Below are 19,820 nucleotides of genomic sequence, written 5' to 3'. Positions count from 1 at the left end.
TCAAAACGCCCTCGCTCCCCGCGAGATCGACGCCAGCGACTCGACGACGATTGAGTCGCTCGGGAAGAGGGGGATCGCGTACTCAACTCCGGCGCACAGCCCGAGCGTGCGGGCGCGCGACAACTGCAACTCGATGTATTTGAGGTGAGCCGTCTGCGATCCATGCGCGTTCATCGCCTGCTTCCAAGTCTCGATCACGCCCGAAACGTCATACAAAACTTTTCCCGCTCCGCCACCCACCCCGCTGCCCACCCCGCTGCTCGGCTCGGAGCTCGGCGAAATCGCGTAGAACAACAATTGCCCGATCGCGTGCGCGGGCAGATCTTTCAACTCCGCGACGCCTCCGTATCTTGCCAGCCGCGCCGCCTGCCGCACCAGTTCGCCGAGCACGGCATGATCCGGATGCTGATCGCGCACAACGCTGGGCGCAAGAACGATCACCGGCTTCGTTTTCCGCAACAGCCGCGCGATCTTGATCGCATGCTCCACGCGCCACTCAAAGTGAGCATCCCCTCCCAGATCGAGAAACTCGAGCGTCGCACCGAGAATCTCAGCGCCCTTCCGCGCCTCGGCCTCTCGCTCGACCGGAGTGCCCCGAGTGGCGGACTCGCCGCTCGAGCAGACCACGATCTGCACCGGTCGCCCGGCGCGCACCTCCGCCGCGAGCACGCCCCCGCAGGCAAACTCCACGTCGTCGGGGTGCGCCCCGAACGCGACCAGCGGCGCCGGCCCCGCATCAGATGGTTTTTTCGGTGTAGGCATCATCGGATCGCTCGATCGGCTCCCTGTTGACAAAGGCAGTTTCGGGCGCCTCTTCTTTCTTCAGATACGCCTGTTCGCCCGCGCCGCACACATAGTGCGTGCAGTGCAGCACGGAATTCATCCAGCGAAGCCGTGTATCGCGAGCCGGACTGATCTGTTCTTTCGAAATCGATGCGGGCGCGGGAATCGTCAGAAACGAATCACCCCCCTGGTGCAACTGCAGCACGCGCTTGCCCCCTGCCTCTTCCATCACACGCGCCCGCACGATCTCGCCCTCATACGGCACATCCGCGTAAAACTCGCCCACATCGCACGCCGCCTTCCGAAACTCCGGATCGCCCGACCGCGCCACACGCACGCCCTTGAGCATCCCCATCCGTCGGTACATCTCGAGGCAATAGTCCGCGATGTTCGTCATGGGCAGCGTGCGGAACTCCTCGAGCCACACCTTCGCATCGAACGACGGCATTTGCCGCAGTGTTTTCGCGTGCCACTCCGCAACGACACGCTTCAGATAAAACGGCGTGTACTTCCGCTGCACCTTGTTCTCGAACGCGAAATTCAGCGTCGTCGGTTCGCCCGTTTTGTGGTGGTGCAGCGTCGTCTGCGTCTCGCGCGGGTCATGATCGCTGTCGTGATAGAAGAAAACGATCTCGCCCCCGATTTCCGCCTGCAGCTTTCTCGCCGTCCGCAACTTGGCGACAAGAAACCGGCGCGGGAAAAAGCCGCACGGCTGCTGACCGAAGCAGATGACCGGTGATTGACTCATGCGGCATTCGCTCCCACGTTCTTCGGCTGCCGCGGCAGCACGGTCTGCAACACGATCGCAAGCAAGATGCAGGCGCCCGGTCCGATGAAGTTGTACCAGAGATAGCTGATGTCCAGCGTGAAATAAAGCGCGATCACCAGCAACTGCGCCCCGATCGCCGCCCAGAAGACCGCCGTCCCGCCGATCCACTTCAGAAAGAACGCCACGAGAAACAGCGTCAGCACCGGACCATAAAAAATCGATCCGACGATGTTGAGCGCCTGGATCAGGTTTTCCGCGAGCCGCGCGAAGAGCGCGAACCCGATCGCCACCATCCCCCAGAACACCGTCAACACCCGCGACGCCATCACATAATGCGCATCGCTCGCGCCGCGCGACACAAGATTGCGATACACATCGATCGTCGAAGTCGACGCCAGCGCGTTCAGCTCCGCCGATTTCGATGACAGCGTCGCCGCAAAGAATGCCGCGACAAGCAACCCGATCAGACCGTGCGGCAGATACCCGAGAATAAACGTGATAAATACATAGTCGGCGTCGCTCACCGGCTTTCCGCCCTTGCCTTCGTCGCCGGATTTCAGCTCGCCCCCCACCGCCGCCTTCGCTCGCGCGCGAATCTCCTCGCTTCGCTGCTGCAATTCCTGCGCCCGTTCGCGTGCCGCGGCAGCGCCATCCGCGTTTCCATCCCGCTCGGCCGCGATCCAGCGCTGAATCGCTTCACGCTTCTGCGCGTGAACCGCCGCGAAGTCGCTCTCGAGTTGTTGATACGCCGCCGAGCCGTCCGCCGCCATGCGCTCCGACCACGCGGCCTGGTTGAAATAGACCGGAGGCTTCTCGAATTGATAGAACGAAAACAGCATCGCGCCCAGCAGCAGAATCCCGAACTGCATCGGAATCTTGAACACCGCGTTGAACATCAGCCCGAGCCGGCTTTCGCGCAGCGAGCCCGACGACAAATACCGCTGCACCTGCGACTGGTCCGTCCCAAAGTACGAGAGCGCCAGGAACAATCCGCCGATCGTCCCCGACCAGAACGTGTATCGGCTCTGGATACTCGGCGAGAAATCGACCGCGTTCAGACGATTGAGCCCGCCCGCGACATTCATTGCGCCCCGAAAGCCGATTCCCGCGGGCAGCTTCCAAATCAAAACGACAAACGCCGCGATCATCCCCGCGAAGATGACGGCGAACTGATACTTCTGCGTCAGACTCACCGCTTCGCTGCCGCCCACGACGGTATAGATGATCACCACCAGCCCGCTCGAAATGATGGTGAGATCGAGCGGCCAGCCGAACACCGTCGAAAGCACGATCGCCGGCGCATAGATCGTGATCCCCGCGCCAAGCCCCCGTTGCAGCAGAAACAGCCCGGCGCCGAGCAAGCGAGTCTTCGCGTCGAACCGCTTCCCCAGAAACTCATACGCCGTGTACACATTCAGCCGCCGGAACAAGGGCAGAAAGATCGCTGCGATGATCATGAGCGCGAACGGCGCACCGAAGTAATTCTGCACAAAGCCAAGTCCGCTCTCGAAGCCTTGGCCGGGTGTCGAGAGAAACGTGATCGCGCTCGCCTGCGTCGCCATCACCGAAATCCCGATGATCAGCCACGAGGATTTGCCGCTTCCCTGAATGTACGTTTCAAGGCTCCGCTTGCCCCGCGTGCGCCAGATGCCGTATGCCGCGATGCTCAGGATCGAGATCAGCAGCACCGCGTAATCGAGCGCGTTCAAGAGAACACCCGCGGCAGAAGGGCAAGGATCGCAACCCAGAACACAAAACACGCGGTCACCAAGATGTAAACCGCTCGCCAACTGCCAAGCAGAGGCAAGCCAGTCGCCAGTTCATCGTCGGCCGGGTTCGGGCTCGGCGCCGCGTGGTTTTCAGACGGGTTTCGGTTCATTCGCTGGGTGCCACGAGATTGGCGAAGAGTCGATACGCCCCCGGCACCCCGGCTGGAAGCTCACGGAACCATGCCAGCCCCGTGTAGATGTACCGCCCTTTTCCGTACGGCGCTACGAGCAGCCCGCCTTTCAGCGGCGCTTCCCCCGGATCAGAACACGCGATCAGCGGCACAAATCGCTCGTCCCACTGATTCGGGAAATACAGCCCCCGCTCTTGCACCCAGCCTTCAAAGTCCTTTGCCAAAATCTTGTTCGGCGTGTTCAGCACCGAATGCTCGGGCGCAAGCAAAGTCACCGGCGCGTTTTCATCCGTCACGCGATCAGAAGAGATCTGAAGGTTGAACGGCGCAACGGCGCCACTTTGGATCCCGTTCGGCCGGTTGTACTGCACGACGACCGTGCCGCCAGCCTCCGCAAACGCAAAGAGCGCCGGTAGACCCGCGCTCAGATCATTCCGTACGTTGAACGCGCGAACGCCGATCACCACCGCATCAAGACCTTTCAACTTCTCCGGCGTGAGATCCTCGCCAGTGAGCGTCGTCACCTCAAACCCCATCTGCTCGAGACATTCGGCGACGCTATCACCCGCGCCCGGAACGTACCCGATGCGATGTCCCGCGGTCTTGAGATCGAGGCAGACCGCGCGAAGCCGCGCCGGCGGCTGAAGCACCTGCCGCGGTATGTGCGGATAGCGAATGTCGATCCGGCGCGTGCCATATTCGCGCCCCGCAACTTCCGCTCTGACTCCGAAATCAACCGGCGCGCTCGCGCCGGGCGCTGTGACTTGAAATTCATACGCTTTTCGATCGCCCGCCTGCACGAGCTTTAGCGGAAGCGGGGCAGGAGAAACGCTCCAGCCGGCGGGTACCTCCAGCGAAACCGTTCCAGAAATCTGCGGCCGTGCCGCGAGCACCTCCACTTCCACCGCGCGTTGCTCTCCGGGAGCGAACAAACGAATATCCGACTTGAACGAGAGCGAAACCGGCGGCACGACCACGAGTTCTTCCCGCGAAATCGCGCCGTCGCCTGCCGAAATGGCTTTCGCCGGCACGTCGCGAACGACCAGCCCTTGTCCCGCGATTTCAAACACATATTCAACCGGGAACACCGGCGGGTTTTCCGCTCGGCCGATGAGCATTGCATCGGAGACCTGTGCGATCCCCGCCGAAGCGGTCTCTCTCAGCCAATACGGCTGTGTCAGCGGCGCGGTCGGCGGCAATTCCGCGCTCAACGAACGCCGCGTGAAAGTGGAAGAGAGATCCGCATTCACAACTTCGTCGCGATCCGTCGCCGGAAACCGCACCGCAACCCATCGAACGGGCGCGCTCGCCGCGGCAGACACCTGCAACGCCATCGTTTCGCCCGGACAAACTTCGGGATTTGCGATCTCGGTGCGGACTCGAATGCCCGCGCACTCGGCGATGATCCGATCGAGTTGCTCGCGCTTGTCCGCGATCACCGGGTCGCTCGGGAGCGCAGCGGCCTTTGAACGAATCGCAAGAAGCGCCGGAATGCTCGCCGCCGGATCATCGGCGCGAAATCCCGCGATCGCATCTGCAACCGACTTCGCAACCCCCTCGCCTCCCGGATATCGCGCCCATGTCGTGTCGATCCCGTCGAATGGATCCTTGGCCGCCGGCTCTCCACCCAAGGGCAAGAACGTCTCCATTCGCGCACCCGCGGCACCGCGCGAACCGAATCCCGTGAATCCCGCGAAGCCCTGCGATTGGTGCATGGAGCGGCTCTTCGCCGCAATCTCGTCGAACGAATGCCCGGTGACCGCATCCGCGCCGCTGATGTCGATGCTGAAAGCGCCGACCGGAGACTCGCCGCCCCCCGATCGGCCGTTGTGCAGAATCCGCTTCGGCTGCCACGGCTTGAGTTCGCCGAGTTGTTCCGGATACGCGCTCGGATCGCCCGCCAATTTGAACGCCTCGACCGTCAGCATCGCGGACGCCGTGTGATGTCCGTGCGTGCGGCTCGGTTCGGGCGAAAAACGCGTGATGATCACATCCGGCCGGAATTCGCGGATCACCCGCACCATGTCGCCCAGCACGGCCTTGCGATCCCAGATGCTCAGCGTCTCATTCGGATCTTTCGAAAACCCGAAGTCGATGGCGCGCGTGAAGAACTGTCTGCCGCCGTCGACTTTGCGCGCTTCGAGCAGTTCCTGCGTGCGGATCACGCCGAGTTCATCGCCGAATTCCGGACCGAGCACGTTCTGCCCGCCGTCGCCCCGCGTCACCGAGAGATACGCGGTCCGAAAGCCCCGCCCCTGCGAGAAATAGGTGATGAGCTGCGTGTTCTCATCGTCCGGGTGCGCCGCAACATAGAGAACCGTGGCGCACTTTCCGAACGCCTCCAAGTCGTGGCCGATCGCAGCGCCCGGTGCCGCCTCCTTTTCCGGGAGATCGGGCGCGCGCCCGAACGCGGCGCCCGCGATTAAAGAAAAGATGAATAGACAAGCCAGCCACGTCGGCGATTGATGCGGTGTGTTCATTTCTGAAATCCGCGTGGGATCAACCGCCGGCGCGGCCGGCGCAGGTCGTGACAAATCAACGCGATCGAAAAACGTGGCTCCGAGAAGTCGCCGTGCACGCTGCTATTTCTTGACCGAGTACGGAACCGTGAACTGCAGGTTTTCCCACGCGAGAGTGAGAGTTCCCCCGCCGGCGGCTTCTTTCGCTACCCGCATTGTGAATTGATCAACAGACTCCGGGGTTGCGGATTGCACGAGATCGACGCGGGCGAGATCCTGCTTGTCATCGTACTGGCTGCCCCACTGGCCGATCTGCTTGTTGATGATCAGCTTCGAAGGGCCACCCTCAACCGGCAGCATGAAGAGCGAATACGCGCCGGCCGGCACGGTCGCGCCGCCGATCTCGATCGGTTGCTGCGTGATCAAAAGCGTCGCCTCGTTCGCGCCCGCGCGCCAAACCTGTCCGTAGGGGACCAACCCGCCCCAGATCTTGCGGGCGGCGCCGGTCTTGGGGTCCTTCGTGTACGGGCGGCTGTAGACCAGCGTCACGCGATTGCCATCGACAACCGTGCTCGTCACTTCGCCCGGGCTGACGCGGGCCGGCGCCTTTGTGGCCGGCTTGGGCGCGGGAGTCGAACCGCCGGGCTGCGCCATCAAGGGCAATGCGACAACCATCGAAAGCGCCAAAGTGGACACGATCGGCTTCCAGTGTTTCATTCGGATCTCCTTGAAGTTGAGAGAATCGGGATCATTCTTGCCAGCATTCCGGAGAAGAAGCGAACAGTTGCGATTTCCGGCCGGAGGCTCTGATTCGCGCGTGCCCGAACAAACTTGCCGGAACACCCTGCGAATCATGCAGCTCGAGTTTCCGCTACCAACGTGCTTCCGCGCCTCGAACCCGTTGGATGCGGCAGCGCGACCAATCGTTCCATTGTTTACAGGCTTTTTGCAATCCGCCGATCAGCCCCCCGAAGGATCGGCGGGTTTGGAATGCTCCGCGTTTCAGCCGGTGCACCCGGGATTCCGACCGGATCCTCTTGCTCGCAGAACCGACCGGGCGCCGCGTTCACAGGCTCTCGATGCACTTTGAGCCAAACGGAAATGCCGGTTCCACATCCGACAATCGCTGCCTTGTTTCAGATCGATTGATTGACGGGGGCGTCCGAGCACAAGCTGGAAAGAAGATTGCGCAAGTCGGCGACCTGCGATCGTGAAAGCATGTTCATCCCAGGCACGTCACGGAACAATTCAGAGCCGATGACCTCGCGCAGTTTCTTTCCGGCCGGCGTCACATGTAAGATTTTGACGCGCCGATCCTTCGGATCCTCAGAGCGGGTCAACAACCCGCGATCCTGCAGTCGATCGACTACGCCCGTGATGTTCGAGGGATCGCAACCCAGATTATCGGCGATGCATCGCATCGGCTCCGCGTCCCCCAGAAACATCAGCACCTTGGCCTGGACCGCCGTCAATTCTCGCGCGGCGGCCACCGACTCGAAGTGAGCTCGAAGTCGCTCGACATACGAGAAAAGCAACTCCACCACTTCCGCACGTGCCGCGGCAACCGGATCCTTGGGTTTGGGAATCTTGCAAACGCCCATAGGGGCACATCTTACCCGAAACACTTGACAACTTCAACTATTGAAGACTATCGTTTTCTTGGTTGGTCGTTCGGGCGCCCCGGGGTGCACTCAACCCGGTGCACCGCGCCGACCAGGAGAAGAAGGTTCGTCATGCGAATGAAACCGTTTTTGGCCGGAGTCGGACTGCTCGCCACGTTGGTCGTCGTCGGCGGAGGGCTTGCATTCTGGAAGTATCGCCAGATTCACGCCGCCCAAGGCATGGGCGGATTCGCGATGCCCGAATCTGTCGAAACGGTCGAGGCCACATCTGTTCCGTGGCAGCCACGCTCACGTCTGGTGGGCACGGTCATCGCCGTCCGGAGCGTGAATCTCGCGAACGAGATCGTCGGCGTCGTGAGAGAAGTCAACTTCAATTCAGGGGACATCGTGGAGCCCGGTCAGGTGCTCGTCAAGCTCGACGCCTCAACCGAGGAGGCCGACCTCGCCGCCGCCAAGGCGACAGTTCGACTCGCCGTGTCGGGAATCGAAGTCGCGGAAGCTGAAATCACGATGGCCAAGTCGGCGGCGGACCTCGCGCGCTCGACCCTGAAGCGGTACAAGAGCGCGGCGACTGCAAGTTCGGTATCGGAATCGGATGTCGACAAGGCGACGAGTGAAGTGGAGCGCGCCGAAGCCGCGCAGCAGCGTGCCGAATCGTCGCTCGCCAAAGCCAAGGCCGAGCGCGATCAAGCCACGGCACGCGTGCAACAGATCGAGACCATCATCGCAAAGAAAACCCTGAGCGCGCCGTTCAAGGCACGAGTCGGCATGCGCACGGTCCACCCCGGCCAATACCTTGCCGAGGGCACCAAGATCGTGGATCTCACCGAACTCACCGACGACATCTATCTCGATTTCGCAGTGCCTCAGGAATATGCCCAGCGTGTGTCCGCGGGCATGGTCGTGTCGGCAAGGTCTAAATTGCTCGGTACCGACGACGCGAAGATCACCGTCGTCTCGGTCGATGCGACCGTGAATCCGGTCACGCGAAACGTCCGGGTGCGCTCCAGCGTTCCGAATCCTGGCTACAAACTCAAGCCCGGCATGTTTATCGATGTCGAAGTGCCTGTGTCGCCACCGGTTGATTCGATCGTCATTCCGGCGACGGCGGTGCGACGCGCCGCCTTCGGCGACCACGTGTATGTGGTGTCGCCGATGGACCCGAGCAAGATCCCGCCGGCTCCGCCCGGCGCGCCGCCCATGCAGGGACCGCCCCCCATGGTGGCTCATCAGAGAATGGTGCAACTCGGGGCAAACATGGGCGATCGGGTTGTCGTCGCGACCGGGCTAGAGGCCGGCGAGAGAGTCGTCACCGGTGGCTCGTTCAAACTGAGGGATGGAGCCATGGTCGTCGCCATACCGCCGCGGAGCGAACAGCCGGCCGGCGGCGCGACCGCGCACGCCGGAATTCAGAACAAGCCGGGGAATGACGCGAGCCCCGCGTCTCCGGCGACCCCGAACGTCAGTGAAGTCAGCGACAAACACTAACCAGTGAGTCTCCGCTCCCGCCCGCCGAGATAAACGCAGGACTCGGATCCCATCGCGGTTCGTGCCGCAATCGAGAGAAGAATGAAACCGTTCACGGACATCTTTATCAAGAAGCCGGTGCTGGCGCTCGTGATCAACCTGATCATCCTGGGCCTTGGGTGGAAGGCGATCTTCAACCTGCCGGTCCGCCAGTATCCGCGCCTCGAGTCGAGCGCGATCATCATCAACACGGCGTACATCGGGGCGAGCGCCGAAACGGTCCGCGGCTTTGTGACTACGCCGATCGAGAAGGCCGTGTCGGCGATCGACGGCATCGACTACATCGAATCGAAGAGCACCGCAGGCATCAGCACCGTCACCGTTCGTCTTCGGCTGAACCACTCAAGCAACGCGGCGCTTGCCGAGATCTCCGCGCGTCTCAATCAGGTGCGCAGCGAACTCCCTTCCAACGTCGAATCACCCGTCATCGAAATCCAGCGGACCGACAAGCCCTACGCCACCTTCTACATCAGCATGACGACGAAGCTGATGTCGCTTCCGCAGCTCAACGACTACATGGCGCGGGAACTGCAGCCCGAGCTTCAGGCGCTGCCTGGGGTGCAGCGCGTGGGCATCGAGGGCCCGCTGCCGCTGGCGATGCGGATCTGGCTGGACTCCGACAAGCTCGACGCGCTCGACATCACACCGGGTGAGGTGCAAACGGCGCTCGTGCGAAACAATTTTCTGGCGACGGTCGGCCGTACGAAAGGGAAGGACGTCCAGGTCGACCTGATGACCGACACCGACCTGCGCACGGCGGACGAATTCCGCCAACTCATCGTCCGCGAACGTGACGGCACGATCGTCCGGCTCGCCGATATCGCGCGCATCGAGCTCGGAAGCGAAGAAGCCACCGGTCGCGCGGGATTCAACCGAGAGCCCGCCATCTGGTTCAGCGTCTGGCCCCTGCCGAGCGCCAACGAACTCGAGGTCGCCCAGGCGCTCAAGGAAAAGCTCGCGGAGATGCAGCCCAAACTCGCGCCCGGCGTCACGATGACGCTCGCCTACGACGGCACGTACTACATGGAAAATGCGATCAAGGAGATCATCCACACCCTCATCGAGACCATTCTGATCGTCGGTCTCGTGGTCTTCCTGTTCATGGGGTCGCTGCGCACGGTGCTCGTGCCCATGGTCGCGATGCCGATCTCTCTCGTCGGCGCGTGTCTTGCCATGCTGGCGATGGGCTTTTCTCTCAACCTGCTCACGATTCTCGCGATTGTGCTCGCCGTCGGTCTTGTGGTGGACGATGCGATTGTCGTCGTCGAGAACGTCGAGCGCCACGTCCGCGAGGGCAAGACTCCGATGCAGGCAGCGATACTCGGCGCACGCGAGCTCTTCGGACCCGTCGTGGCGATGACGATCACGCTCGCCACCGTTTATGCCCCGATCGGATTCCAAGGCGGCTTGACCGGCATGCTCTTCCGGGAGTTCGCGTTCACTCTTGCCGCCGCCGTCGTGATTTCCGGCATCGTCGCCATCACGCTCTCGCCGGTCATGAGCGCGTGGATGGTTCCCGCTGGAGCGCGAGAAGGCCGTTTCCAGCGCTTCGTCAACCACCAGTTCGATGCGTTGCAGCGCGTTTACGTCAGGGTTCTGGCGTTTGTGCTGCAGATGCGCTGGGCCGTCGTGATCGCGGCGGTCCTCATCACCGCCGCCGGTTACCCGCTCTACATGATGTCGCGCTCGGAACTCGCGCCGACGGAAGACGAAGGCATCGTGTTCACGGTTGTGCAGGCCGCTCCGGACGCTTCTCTCGACTACTCGCTGAAGTACTTCGATCAGGTCGGCGAAGCGTTCATGAGTCTCGAGAACAGAGAGTTTCTCTTTCAGGTCATGCAGTCCCCGACGTTCGGGTTCGGCGGAATCAAGGCGGTTGACTGGAGCAAACGAAACCAATCGACCACCGATATGCGCAACGAGGTTTTTCCCAAGCTCATGGCGATCAGCGGCGTCCGCGCCATTCCCGCTCTGCCCCCCCCGCTACCGGGCGCCGGCCAGTTCGATGTCGAATTGATGGTGACGAGCACGCAGGAAGCGCAGGACATGGAGCAGTACGCCGGCATGCTCGTCGGAGCCGCATTCGGAAGCGGGAAGTTTCTCTACGCCGATACCGATTTGAAAGTGGATCTACCTCAGACCCGGATCGTGATCGATCGCGACAAGGTTGCCGACATCGGTCTCGATCTCGCTTCTGTCGGACGCGATCTTGCCGTGCTGCTCTCGGGCGGGTACACCAATCGATTCAACCACGAGGGCCGCAGCTACAAAGTGATTCCGCAGGTCGAAGACTCGGCGCGCATGACGCCCGAGTCGGTTCTGAACCTCAAAGTGCGCGCCGCGGATGGCGGGCAGGTCTCGGTCTCTTCGTTCGTCACGCTCGAAACAACGGCGGCGCCGCGCGAGCTCACCCGATTCCAGCAGCGCAACAGCTTCAAGATCTACGGCATCGTGGCGAACGGGGTCACAAAAGCCGAAGCGCTCGCGGCGCTCGAGGCCGCGGCAAAAAACGTTCTGCCCGCCGGCTACGCGCTTGATTACGCGGGCGAGAGCCGCCAGATCAAGACCGAAGGTGCGTCGCTGGCGTCCACACTCGGTCTCGCGATCGGCCTCATCTACCTCGTACTCGCGGCGCAATTCGGGAGTTTCCGCGATCCGCTGATTGTGCTGCTCGGATCCGTACCGCTCGCCCTGACCGGTGCGCTGATCTTCACGTTCCTGGGCTTCACCACGATTAATATTTATTCACAAGTGGGCCTGATCACGCTGGTCGGCCTTGTCGCCAAGAACGGAATCCTGATCGTGGAATTCGCGAATCACGTCCAAGCATCGGGCGCGTCAAAGTTCGAGGCGGCGATGCAGGCGGCCGGCACGCGCCTCCGCCCGATTCTGATGACGTCGGCCGCGACGGTTTTCGGACACTTCCCGCTCGTGCTGGTCTCCGGAGCCGGCGCGGAAGCGCGAAACAGCATCGGCATCGTTCTGGTAACCGGCATGACCATCAGCACGCTGTTCACGCTGTTCGTAGTGCCGTGCATTTACACGCTGCTCGCGGGCGCCCACAAACCGGTGCAGCTCGAGCCGGACGGAATGCCCGAGCCGAGCCTCAGCATGGCCTGAGCACCAAGCGTGACGAAAAATCGGGAACTCGCCCGATTCAGGGTGTCGGACTCGCCGAGGAGCGAAGTCATCAATTTTGCCCTGATTTTATGGAAAAACTCAGCGCGAGCGTCGCTTGAACTGTCCGGGTACCGAGTCGAGCGACTTGGCCGCCCATCTCGCGAGGATCGCAACAGTGAAGGAAACAAAGCCGACTATGCCGATGATGAATCCGATGTGGAATCCCACATCGCCGCCGTCTTTGCCAAAGGCAAAAACGCCGCACGCGACGGCGATCAGGAAAAACAACACCGAAACGGCCGCCATGATTCGAACCTTTTGCAGCGGAATTCGACTTGTACAGCGGACGAAAAGACCATACAAAGATACCGGATGGGGGTCATCCGCACGATAAAGTGCGAATGAAAACTGGATGAGCCCGCGCCTCGTGCTTTTCCTTTCGAACCGATGCTCGATTTTCTGCTCCACCTCTTTGATCCCGCTGAGCCACCGACCGCCGTCCACGGCGGCGCGCTCTCCACTCCTTCGGGCTGGTTCCATTTCGCCGCGGACATGTCGATCTTCTTCACCTACGCGGTGCTCTGCACGCTGCTGATGATCTTCCTTTTCGGACGCAAAAGCCTTCCGAATCGCAGCACGGTGTGGATGATCTGGCTGTTCATGCTCGCGTGCGGCATCACGCGCCTCGTCGCGGCGGCCATGCTGTACTACCCCGCGTTCCGGCTGCTGCTCGTCGTCAAAGTTGTGACCGCAGGCATTTCGATCGCGACGGTGATCGCGGTTGCCCGGGTGTTCCCCGCAATGTTGATGATGGACCCTCGCGCCAAGCCCGACGCCGGACGCGGCGGCTCGCGCCCGCTCCATCGCAACGGCGATGAGACCTTCGTCGATCAGCGCAATCAACTCGAGCAGCGAGCAAGTCAGCTCACGGTGCGGGACCGCAGAATTCGACGCGCGCTGGACTCGTCGGCCTCCGCCGCGTGCAGCTGGGACATCGAGACCAACCGAATCTACTGGGAGGTCGGGCTGAAGGCGCTCTTCTTGAATCAGAGCGACGAAGTCGAACCCGCGCATTCGTGGTCCGAGCTGCTCAGCGAGCCCGATCGCTCCCGGCTGCAGGCAGCGGCAAAGCAGGCCGCGGCATCCGGCGAAGAGCTCCAACTCGAGATTCCGGTTTCCCCCGCGAGCGGTCGCGAGGGAACTCTGCGCATTCGTGCCCGCGTCGATACGGGTTCATCCGCCGCAAAATCGGCGTTCACCGGGCTCGTCACTCTGGTATCCGCGGACGTGGCCGCCTGAGCGGGATTCGCGGGCCCAGCGCCCTGCTAAGAGCGGACTTCGCGATTGGCCGCCGCGCCGTTTTGCAGGTCCGGCCGGTCGCCCGGTTGAAGTCGCGGCAACACCACAACGAACTCGCAGCCTTTGGGATCACGGTTTGAAACCGAGATCGAACCTTGGTGCAATTCCGCGATGCCGAGCGCAATCTCCAATCCGAGGCCGTGTCCGCGTCCACGCCGCTCCTCGTCTTTGGACTGCGCGAAGCGGTCGAACAGTCTTGGGAGCAGCGCGGGAGGGATGCCCGGTCCGCAATCCCGCACGTGCACGGTGATCTGGGCGGGGCTCGCGACCGCCTCGACCTCGACCGTCTCGCCTTCCGGGCTGAAGCGGATTGCATTGCGGATCAGGTTGTCGAAGATGATTCGGAGCAGATCGACGTTACCCTCGACGGTCGCGTCGATGTCGTCGCCTTCGGGCACGCGCAGACTCAGGCGAACTTTGTGAAGGGTCGCCATCGAAGAGCAGCCCGCGTACGAATCCAGGAGCACATCGCGGAGCGCGCAGGACTCGAGCGCGGGGATGATGCCCTTGTTGTGGCGCACGCGGGTGAGGAGCAGGAAGTTGTCCACCACGCGCGCCAGCTTCTCGAGTTCCTCCGTCATGCCGCGGAGAAACTCCTTCGTGCTTCGGGGAAGATCTTCAGTCTTGAGCGCCTGCGCTCCGGTCAGGACGACCGCGATGGGCGTCTTGAGTTCGTGCGATACGTTCGACATGAATCGTTCTTGTGCCGCGAAGCCGGCTTCGATGCGCTGCCGGGCTCGCTCGAGTTCTTTGCGGACGTCGGATATCTCCGACGCGGCGGGCGCATTTTCGATCGACTGATCGATCGATTCGGGCGACAGACGCTGAGCCAGATCGCGGATGTCGGCGAGCGGGCGCACGGCGAATCCCGCGATGAGATAGGCACTGAGCGCGATCGGAAGAATGCCGATCGGGATCGCCGCGGCGATCATCCGTGTCGTCAGTTCCTGCATTTGCGACGCGCTGGAATCGCTGGTTGTGAGGACGATGAAGTACTCGTGGCCGTCCGAAGTCGTGATTGGTGCGATCGAGACTCGATCGGGTGTCGCGCGATTGTCGACGGGCCGTATCCGGCTGCGCACGCTGAATGGGTCGTCGGAGTTTGCTGCACGGTGAAAGAGCGTCGGATCAAGCTTCGTAGCGGGTGCAATGTTGGTCGCGACCGGCGCGCCGCCGGCGTCGAGGACGTCGATCTTTATGACCTCTCCGACGCGCAGGAGAAACCGCGTGGCGACAAGCTGCTGGAGCTGCTCGTCGGTGATGGTGGGAATCTCCGGGCGGAGCGACTCGGCGATAGCGTCGACCCGCTCGATCGCGCGCTCGGAGAAAAAATCTTCGATCGCCCTTGCGAAGTAGAGATGAAATACGAACGCGATCGACAACTGGACGATCAGGAAGATCGCCATCATCCAAAGCATGAGCCGCACCCGGAGAGGGAGCTGCCGCATGTTCTGCGCTGGACGGACAAGGTCGATGCGGGACCGCGTCATGGATCTAATCCATGATTCCGAAGCGATAGCCGGCGTTCTTGATCGTGTGAATCAACGGCTTGAGGCCGGGACGATCGATCTTCTTGCGCAGCGTCGAGATGTAGACATCAATCACGTTGCTGGTGGGCTCGAAATTCAATTCCCAAACGTGCTCGCCGATCTGGACGCGGCTGAGCACGCGGTTCTGATTCCGCATCAGGTATTCGAGCAGCGTGAACTCACGCGAGGGCAAGTCCCACGTTTCGCCCGCGCGCGTGGCCCGCCGGGAATACAAATCGAGTTCGAGGTCGTCGCAGCGCAGAATCTTGCCCTCGGTCGCCTGGCCGCGCCGGAGAAGTGCGCGCAAGCGGGCCACAAGCTCTTCAAATTTGAAGGGCTTGGTGAGGTAATCGTCGGCTCCGGAGTCCAGCCCCTGAACCTTGTCCTCTGTGGCCGAGAGCGCGGTGAGCATCAGAATGGGCGTCGCGATTTTTCTGCGCCGGAGATTACGGCAGACATCGACGCCGTCGCGGTCCGGAAGCATGAGATCGAGAACGATGGCGTCGAACGGTTCGCCCGCAGCGAGGTCCTCGCCCTCGGCACCGCTGTGCGAGACTTCGGTCGCGAAGCCCGCTTCGTCGAGACCCGTGCAAATGCCACGGGCCATTTTCGGGTTGTCTTCAATGACCAACACTCGCATGCGATGTTCTCCGTTCCCCAACCGGGCCGGGAGCGGGCCCCGGAATGGGCAGGCGCTGCCCCCCGACAACCTTACTGTACGCAAACACATTGACCAAGCCCCCACCTCGGTTTTTTCGGGGCCGGGTCGTATGGGACTCGGGTGAGCGCATTCATTGCCGCGCGAAACAATTCGGATCGAACCCAAGTTTGCCGGAGTTCGAACTCGCCTCGCAACGCGAATTCACGGATCCGGTGATGCATCCACGCCCTTCACGGCGAGGAGCGCCCCGCGCCTTCGAGTGGCGCTTGTTCTTGAAGCGAGGTGTGCAAGATCCCAGGGGTTCGCGCTTCGAAAGTCAGGAAATCGCTGCGCTTGCAGGTCGCTCTGCCACTACCTCATCCCTTTGGTGTTCGCTTCTCCCTCGCGCTGGGCGACGGCTTCCCATGCATGGAGGTTGGCTTCATCTCCCATTGCCTTCAGGCTGGTGATCATGTCGTCGGTCAGCATCTTGCGCCATGGAGAGACGATGCGGTCCTGCCGGTACGAGCCCTCCCACGCCTGCAACAGCATGCTGTGCGCTTCTTCGTAGCGGCCGAGCCTGGTGAGCACGTGGCCGCGGGAAAAGCGGATGTGCGAGGCTGTATCGACGGGGGTCGCGGGCCAGAGCGCAAGGATCTCGATCGCGAAGCGGGAGTTGTCTTCCGCCTCTTGAAAGTTTCCCTGCTCGGCGTAGCAGATCGCCTGGTGCGAACGCGCGAGTGCGACGACGTAGTGCCTGCCGCCGACTTCCTTTTCGAATTCTTTCTGCGCCGTTTGCAGGATCGGGAGCGCCTCCGTGAACTGACCGGCGGCGATCATGTACCACCCGAGGCGGCGACGGCAGTTTGCCGCGAGCAGGTTGTCGCGCGATTTTTCGGGGCGCGACATCCAGATGTCGAGCGCTCGCTGCTGCAAACCGACGGCCTGCTCGGCGCGTCCGCCGAAGGCGAGATTCACTGAAGCTTCCTCGATGCAAACGAGGACGGAGTTGTCGTTAGGGCCGAACTTCTTTGAGAGGATTTCGGCGGCGCGGAGCGCCGCCGACCAGCGGACATCGATCCGGTTCTCGCTCTGGGCAGCGCGATATTGCGAAACGAGCGTCCGCACCAGCGCGGGGCTGTCTTCGCCGAGCATTTCGCCCTGCAGGCGGACGATGCGCTCGAGGGCCTGCGTTCGCCCGATGTCGACGGGGCGGTAGTAGGTTCCGCGGTCTGGTGATGCGAGGATCGGGATATCGCGGCGGATGGCGGTGACGAGCGGGACATCGCTTGTCCCCCAGGCCTTTTGCATGTCAACCGTGAACTGGCAGTCGGAGCAAGCGGCGATGAAGTCGGCCGCGGCCGAGAGCGCGCTCAGGAGATCCGAGTCATCCGGAGGTAGCCTCCGAAGCCGACGAACGAGCGCATCGCGGATCTTGGGCTCGGCGTCGCGATACTTGGCGACCTTCATGTAGAGCTGCGCCTGCAGAGCCGAAAGGGTGGCGATCTGCAGATCGACGCGCTCCTCCGGGAATTTCTTGAGGACGGCGAGTGCCGCGGCGGCTTCGCGCATGGCGTCGTCGGGCTTGACCAGGTTGGCGTGGATGCGAGCGAGGAGCGTGCGCGATTCGGCGGTTTCGATGCTCGAAGCCCCGAGAAGCTTTTCGCGCATCTGGAGCGCCGCACGGCAGTAGACCTCGGCCTCGCCCATGCGATCTCGGACGAGGAGGACGCTGGCGAGATCGTGCATCGTGGCGGCGATCTCGGCGTGCTCTTCACCGTATTGCTCACGCAGACTCATCAGACCGTTGCGGAGAGCGACCTCGGAGTATTCGATCTGCGAGATGGGTTTGCCGTTGGCGAGACCGGTGTAAACGCCGCTCCACATGCGCCGAAGCGCCTGATCCATTTCGGGATCGGCATTGAACTCGCCTGTTTCGAGGCGGAAATAGAGGCGGTTGAGTCCGGCGCCGACCGCCTCGGCGATTTCTGGCCTTTGTGGATCGGTACCGGGGAGCGCTTCGCGCAGAAGCTCGGCGACGGCGCGGGCGCGGATACTCTCGCCTTGGGCTCGCTCGCGCTGAAACTCTGCGGACTGTGCGGAGCGCGTGGCGTTGGCGATGCTGATCGCGACCGCGGCGCCCGCGCCGACAACGAGCACGACGGCGGCGGCGGCGAGAAAAAGCCGCTTCTTGTTGAGCGAGATGGCCTTCTGGAGCACGTACCAGCCAGAGCCGCTGCGGGCATCGACGGGCGCGCCGTCGAGATAGTTTTCGATGTCGCGGGCGAGCGCCGCGGCGGATTGGTAGCGGAGGGTCTTATCCTTGCGCATCGCGCGGCGGACGATCGCCTCGAGATCGGCGGAGATCGAGATATCGTGGAATCGCATCGGCACGGGCTCGACCGTGCCGATGGTCTTGGCGATGTCGAAGATCGAACCCTCGATGTTGTAGGGCATGCGCCCGCAAAGGAGCCGGTAGAGCACGACGCCAAGCGAATAGATGTCGGTGAGGGCGTCGACCACATCGGACTTGCCGGAGACCTGCTCGGGCGAGGCGTAGGCGGGCGTGCCGGCGAATTCGCCGGTGAGGGTCGTGCGGATGCCGCCGGCTTTGGCGATGCCGAAATCGAGCACGACGGGGCGGGCGTCCGGAGTGACGAGGACGTTGTCGGGCTTGATATCGCGGTGGATGACGCCGTTGAGGTGGGCGTGATGGATGGCATTGCAGACTTCGACAAAGACGCGGAGGAGATTGCGGCGCCGGGCTTCGTCGTTCAGGCCGCGCGGATACCAACGGTCGATCGGAACGCCGTTGATGAACTCCATGACGACGGCGATGCGTCCGTCGCCGAGCTTGCGTGATTCGAAGACTGTGACAATGTTGGGGTGACGGAGGCGGGCGGAGATTTCGGCTTCGCGTTCACCCCGGGCGCGCTGACGGGCCGAAGCCGTGTCTCCGGCGATCGTGACCTTGATCGCAACGGTCCGCGAAGTGGATTCCTGGACGGCCTTGTAGACGACGCCCTGCGAGCCGGAACTGATGACGCTGAGATTGCCGTAACCGGGAATGCGCGGCGCGCCGGCCGGCGGAAGCCCGTCTTCGGCGAGCAGCCGCACGCGCGTGAGAAAACTCGCGTCGTCCTTGGCTGCGCGCAGGCGGTCTTTGCACTCGGGGCAGGTGCCGACGTGGCGCATGACCTCGGCGCTGGCCGACTGGCCGCTGGCGAGCGATTCGATCTCCGCCATGGTCGGGCAGGAGCCGATCACGGAAGATTCGCCGGTCGATTGCGTCGGAGGATCGACGGCAGGATCAGAAGAGGGGAACGAACTGGGTTGAGGCGGAGTCACTCAAACGTCCTCCTCGAACGCTTCGGTCAGTTGGAGGACGATCTCGCGGAGCTTTTTCGTCATTCGGCTCTTGGCGACGTAGACCTGCTCCACGGACATGCCGGATTGCGAAGCGGCCTCGGGGGCGGGAACGCCGCGGAGCGCAACAAGTTCGAAAGCCTGGAGGGTACGGTCGTCCACGCCGGTCTCGTCGCGGAGGAGGGAGATGGCACGCGAGAGAATGGTGCGGTCGCGCTCGTCGGTCCAGATGCCGCGAAGGGTTTGCTCGTCCGGCGTTTCGGTCAGGATCGTGGCGCCGGGAAGCAGGTTTTTTTTGTTCGTGCGGGCGACGCGCATCGCGGTGTGATGGGCGATGCCGAGGATCCATGAGCTGAGCCGGCCCTTGGTTCGGTCGTAGTGACCTTCGCGATAGACGCGAACAAATTCGGAGAGCGCCTGCTGCGCGACCTCGTCGGCGTCGGATTCGCGCAGGCCGAGGCGGCGGGCCAGACCGGCGATGACGGGTCGATAGCGGGCGTCAATCTGGGCCCACGCCGGCTCATTGGCCGGCTCCAACAAAGCGTCGAGAAGACGCGTGGTCGTCTTTGTCGCGAGAAGTGCTTCGCTCAAGGCCCGGAATCCTTCCGAGCTGTCAGTATACAGGTACGGGAGGGGTTGCCAAGATGTATTGGCGCTCCCGCCCACCACGTTTGGAAACGGTTCAGACGATTTGTTGTTATCAGGCACTTGTTGCGCCGGGGTGAGCTCTTGCCGGCCGGAGCGGG

14 protein-coding genes are annotated in these 19,820 nt (G+C 62.6%); 3 read left to right on the top strand and 11 right to left on the bottom strand.

Translation table 11 applies throughout. From position 1 onward, the window contains the following. The 6 genes from KF691_07425 to KF691_07400 form a co-directional block, all read right to left on the bottom strand. Entirely contained in the window at positions 1–762 is a 762-nt protein-coding gene (locus tag KF691_07425) for a PIG-L family deacetylase (GenBank protein MBX3389273.1), read from the bottom strand. Then, on the bottom strand, positions 737–1,531 hold the full coding sequence (locus tag KF691_07420) for a hypothetical protein (GenBank protein ID MBX3389272.1): 795 nt from the start codon (positions 1,529–1,531) through the stop codon (positions 737–739). Before KF691_07420 ends, KF691_07425 begins: the two co-directional genes overlap by 26 nt. Continuing rightward, positions 1,528–3,261 (bottom strand): sodium:solute symporter, encoded by a 1,734-nt coding sequence (locus KF691_07415; protein MBX3389271.1) that lies wholly within the window; start codon positions 3,259–3,261, stop codon positions 1,528–1,530. The genes KF691_07420 and KF691_07415 overlap by 4 nt, the downstream gene beginning before the upstream one ends. 166 nt (positions 3,262–3,427) lie before the next feature. Beyond that, positions 3,428–5,932, bottom strand: coding sequence for a PIG-L family deacetylase (locus tag KF691_07410; protein ID MBX3389270.1), 2,505 nt, complete (start codon positions 5,930–5,932; stop codon positions 3,428–3,430). Positions 5,933–6,034: 102 nt separating this feature from the next. Further along, positions 6,035–6,628, bottom strand: a complete 594-nt coding sequence (locus KF691_07405; protein MBX3389269.1) for a DUF2911 domain-containing protein — start codon at positions 6,626–6,628, stop codon at positions 6,035–6,037. A gap of 419 nt (positions 6,629–7,047) precedes the next feature. After that, entirely contained in the window at positions 7,048–7,512 is a 465-nt protein-coding gene (locus tag KF691_07400; GenBank protein ID MBX3389268.1) for a MarR family transcriptional regulator, read from the bottom strand. Between the two features lie 132 nt (positions 7,513–7,644). Between KF691_07400 and KF691_07395 the strand changes: the two genes are divergently transcribed. Both KF691_07395 and KF691_07390 read left to right on the top strand, forming a co-directional pair. Next, a complete protein-coding gene (locus tag KF691_07395) occupies positions 7,645–9,021 on the top strand; it encodes an efflux RND transporter periplasmic adaptor subunit (GenBank protein ID MBX3389267.1) in 1,377 nt (458 codons plus the stop codon). 81 nt (positions 9,022–9,102) lie between these two features. Then, a complete protein-coding gene (locus KF691_07390) occupies positions 9,103–12,180 on the top strand; it encodes an efflux RND transporter permease subunit (protein MBX3389266.1) in 3,078 nt (1,025 codons plus the stop codon). A 99-nt stretch (positions 12,181–12,279) separates the two neighbouring features. On the opposite strand, the gene KF691_07385 is transcribed toward KF691_07390, so the two are convergent. Then, positions 12,280–12,648: a hypothetical protein gene (locus KF691_07385; GenBank protein ID MBX3389265.1), complete on the bottom strand. Its 369-nt coding sequence runs from the start codon at positions 12,646–12,648 to the stop codon at positions 12,280–12,282. Between KF691_07385 and KF691_07380 the strand changes: the two genes are divergently transcribed. Then, positions 12,628–13,479, top strand: a complete 852-nt coding sequence (locus tag KF691_07380; protein ID MBX3389264.1) for a hypothetical protein — start codon at positions 12,628–12,630, stop codon at positions 13,477–13,479. The two genes, KF691_07385 and KF691_07380, sit on opposite strands and share 21 nt — an antisense overlap. A 26-nt stretch (positions 13,480–13,505) precedes the next feature. Here KF691_07380 and KF691_07375 read toward each other — a convergent pair whose 3' ends face one another. From KF691_07375 to KF691_07360, 4 genes are all read right to left on the bottom strand, one after another. Next, complete coding sequence (locus KF691_07375; protein MBX3389263.1) at positions 13,506–15,029, bottom strand: HAMP domain-containing histidine kinase; 1,524 nt, start codon at positions 15,027–15,029, stop codon at positions 13,506–13,508. Between the two features lie 4 nt (positions 15,030–15,033). Next, a complete protein-coding gene (locus tag KF691_07370) occupies positions 15,034–15,708 on the bottom strand; it encodes a response regulator transcription factor (protein ID MBX3389262.1) in 675 nt (224 codons plus the stop codon). 372 nt (positions 15,709–16,080) lie between these two features. Continuing rightward, complete coding sequence (locus KF691_07365; GenBank protein ID MBX3389261.1) at positions 16,081–19,056, bottom strand: serine/threonine protein kinase; 2,976 nt, start codon at positions 19,054–19,056, stop codon at positions 16,081–16,083. Next, positions 19,057–19,665, bottom strand: coding sequence for a sigma-70 family RNA polymerase sigma factor (locus tag KF691_07360; GenBank protein ID MBX3389260.1), 609 nt, complete (start codon positions 19,663–19,665; stop codon positions 19,057–19,059). Positions 19,666–19,820: the final 155 nt, after the last annotated feature.

This window comes from Phycisphaeraceae bacterium (genome assembly GCA_019636555.1).
In the GTDB taxonomy this organism is placed as follows: domain Bacteria; phylum Planctomycetota; class Phycisphaerae; order Phycisphaerales; family UBA1924; genus JAFEBO01.
Note: the sequence above shows the minus strand (reverse complement) of the source record. Positions and strands in the feature narration are given on the sequence as shown.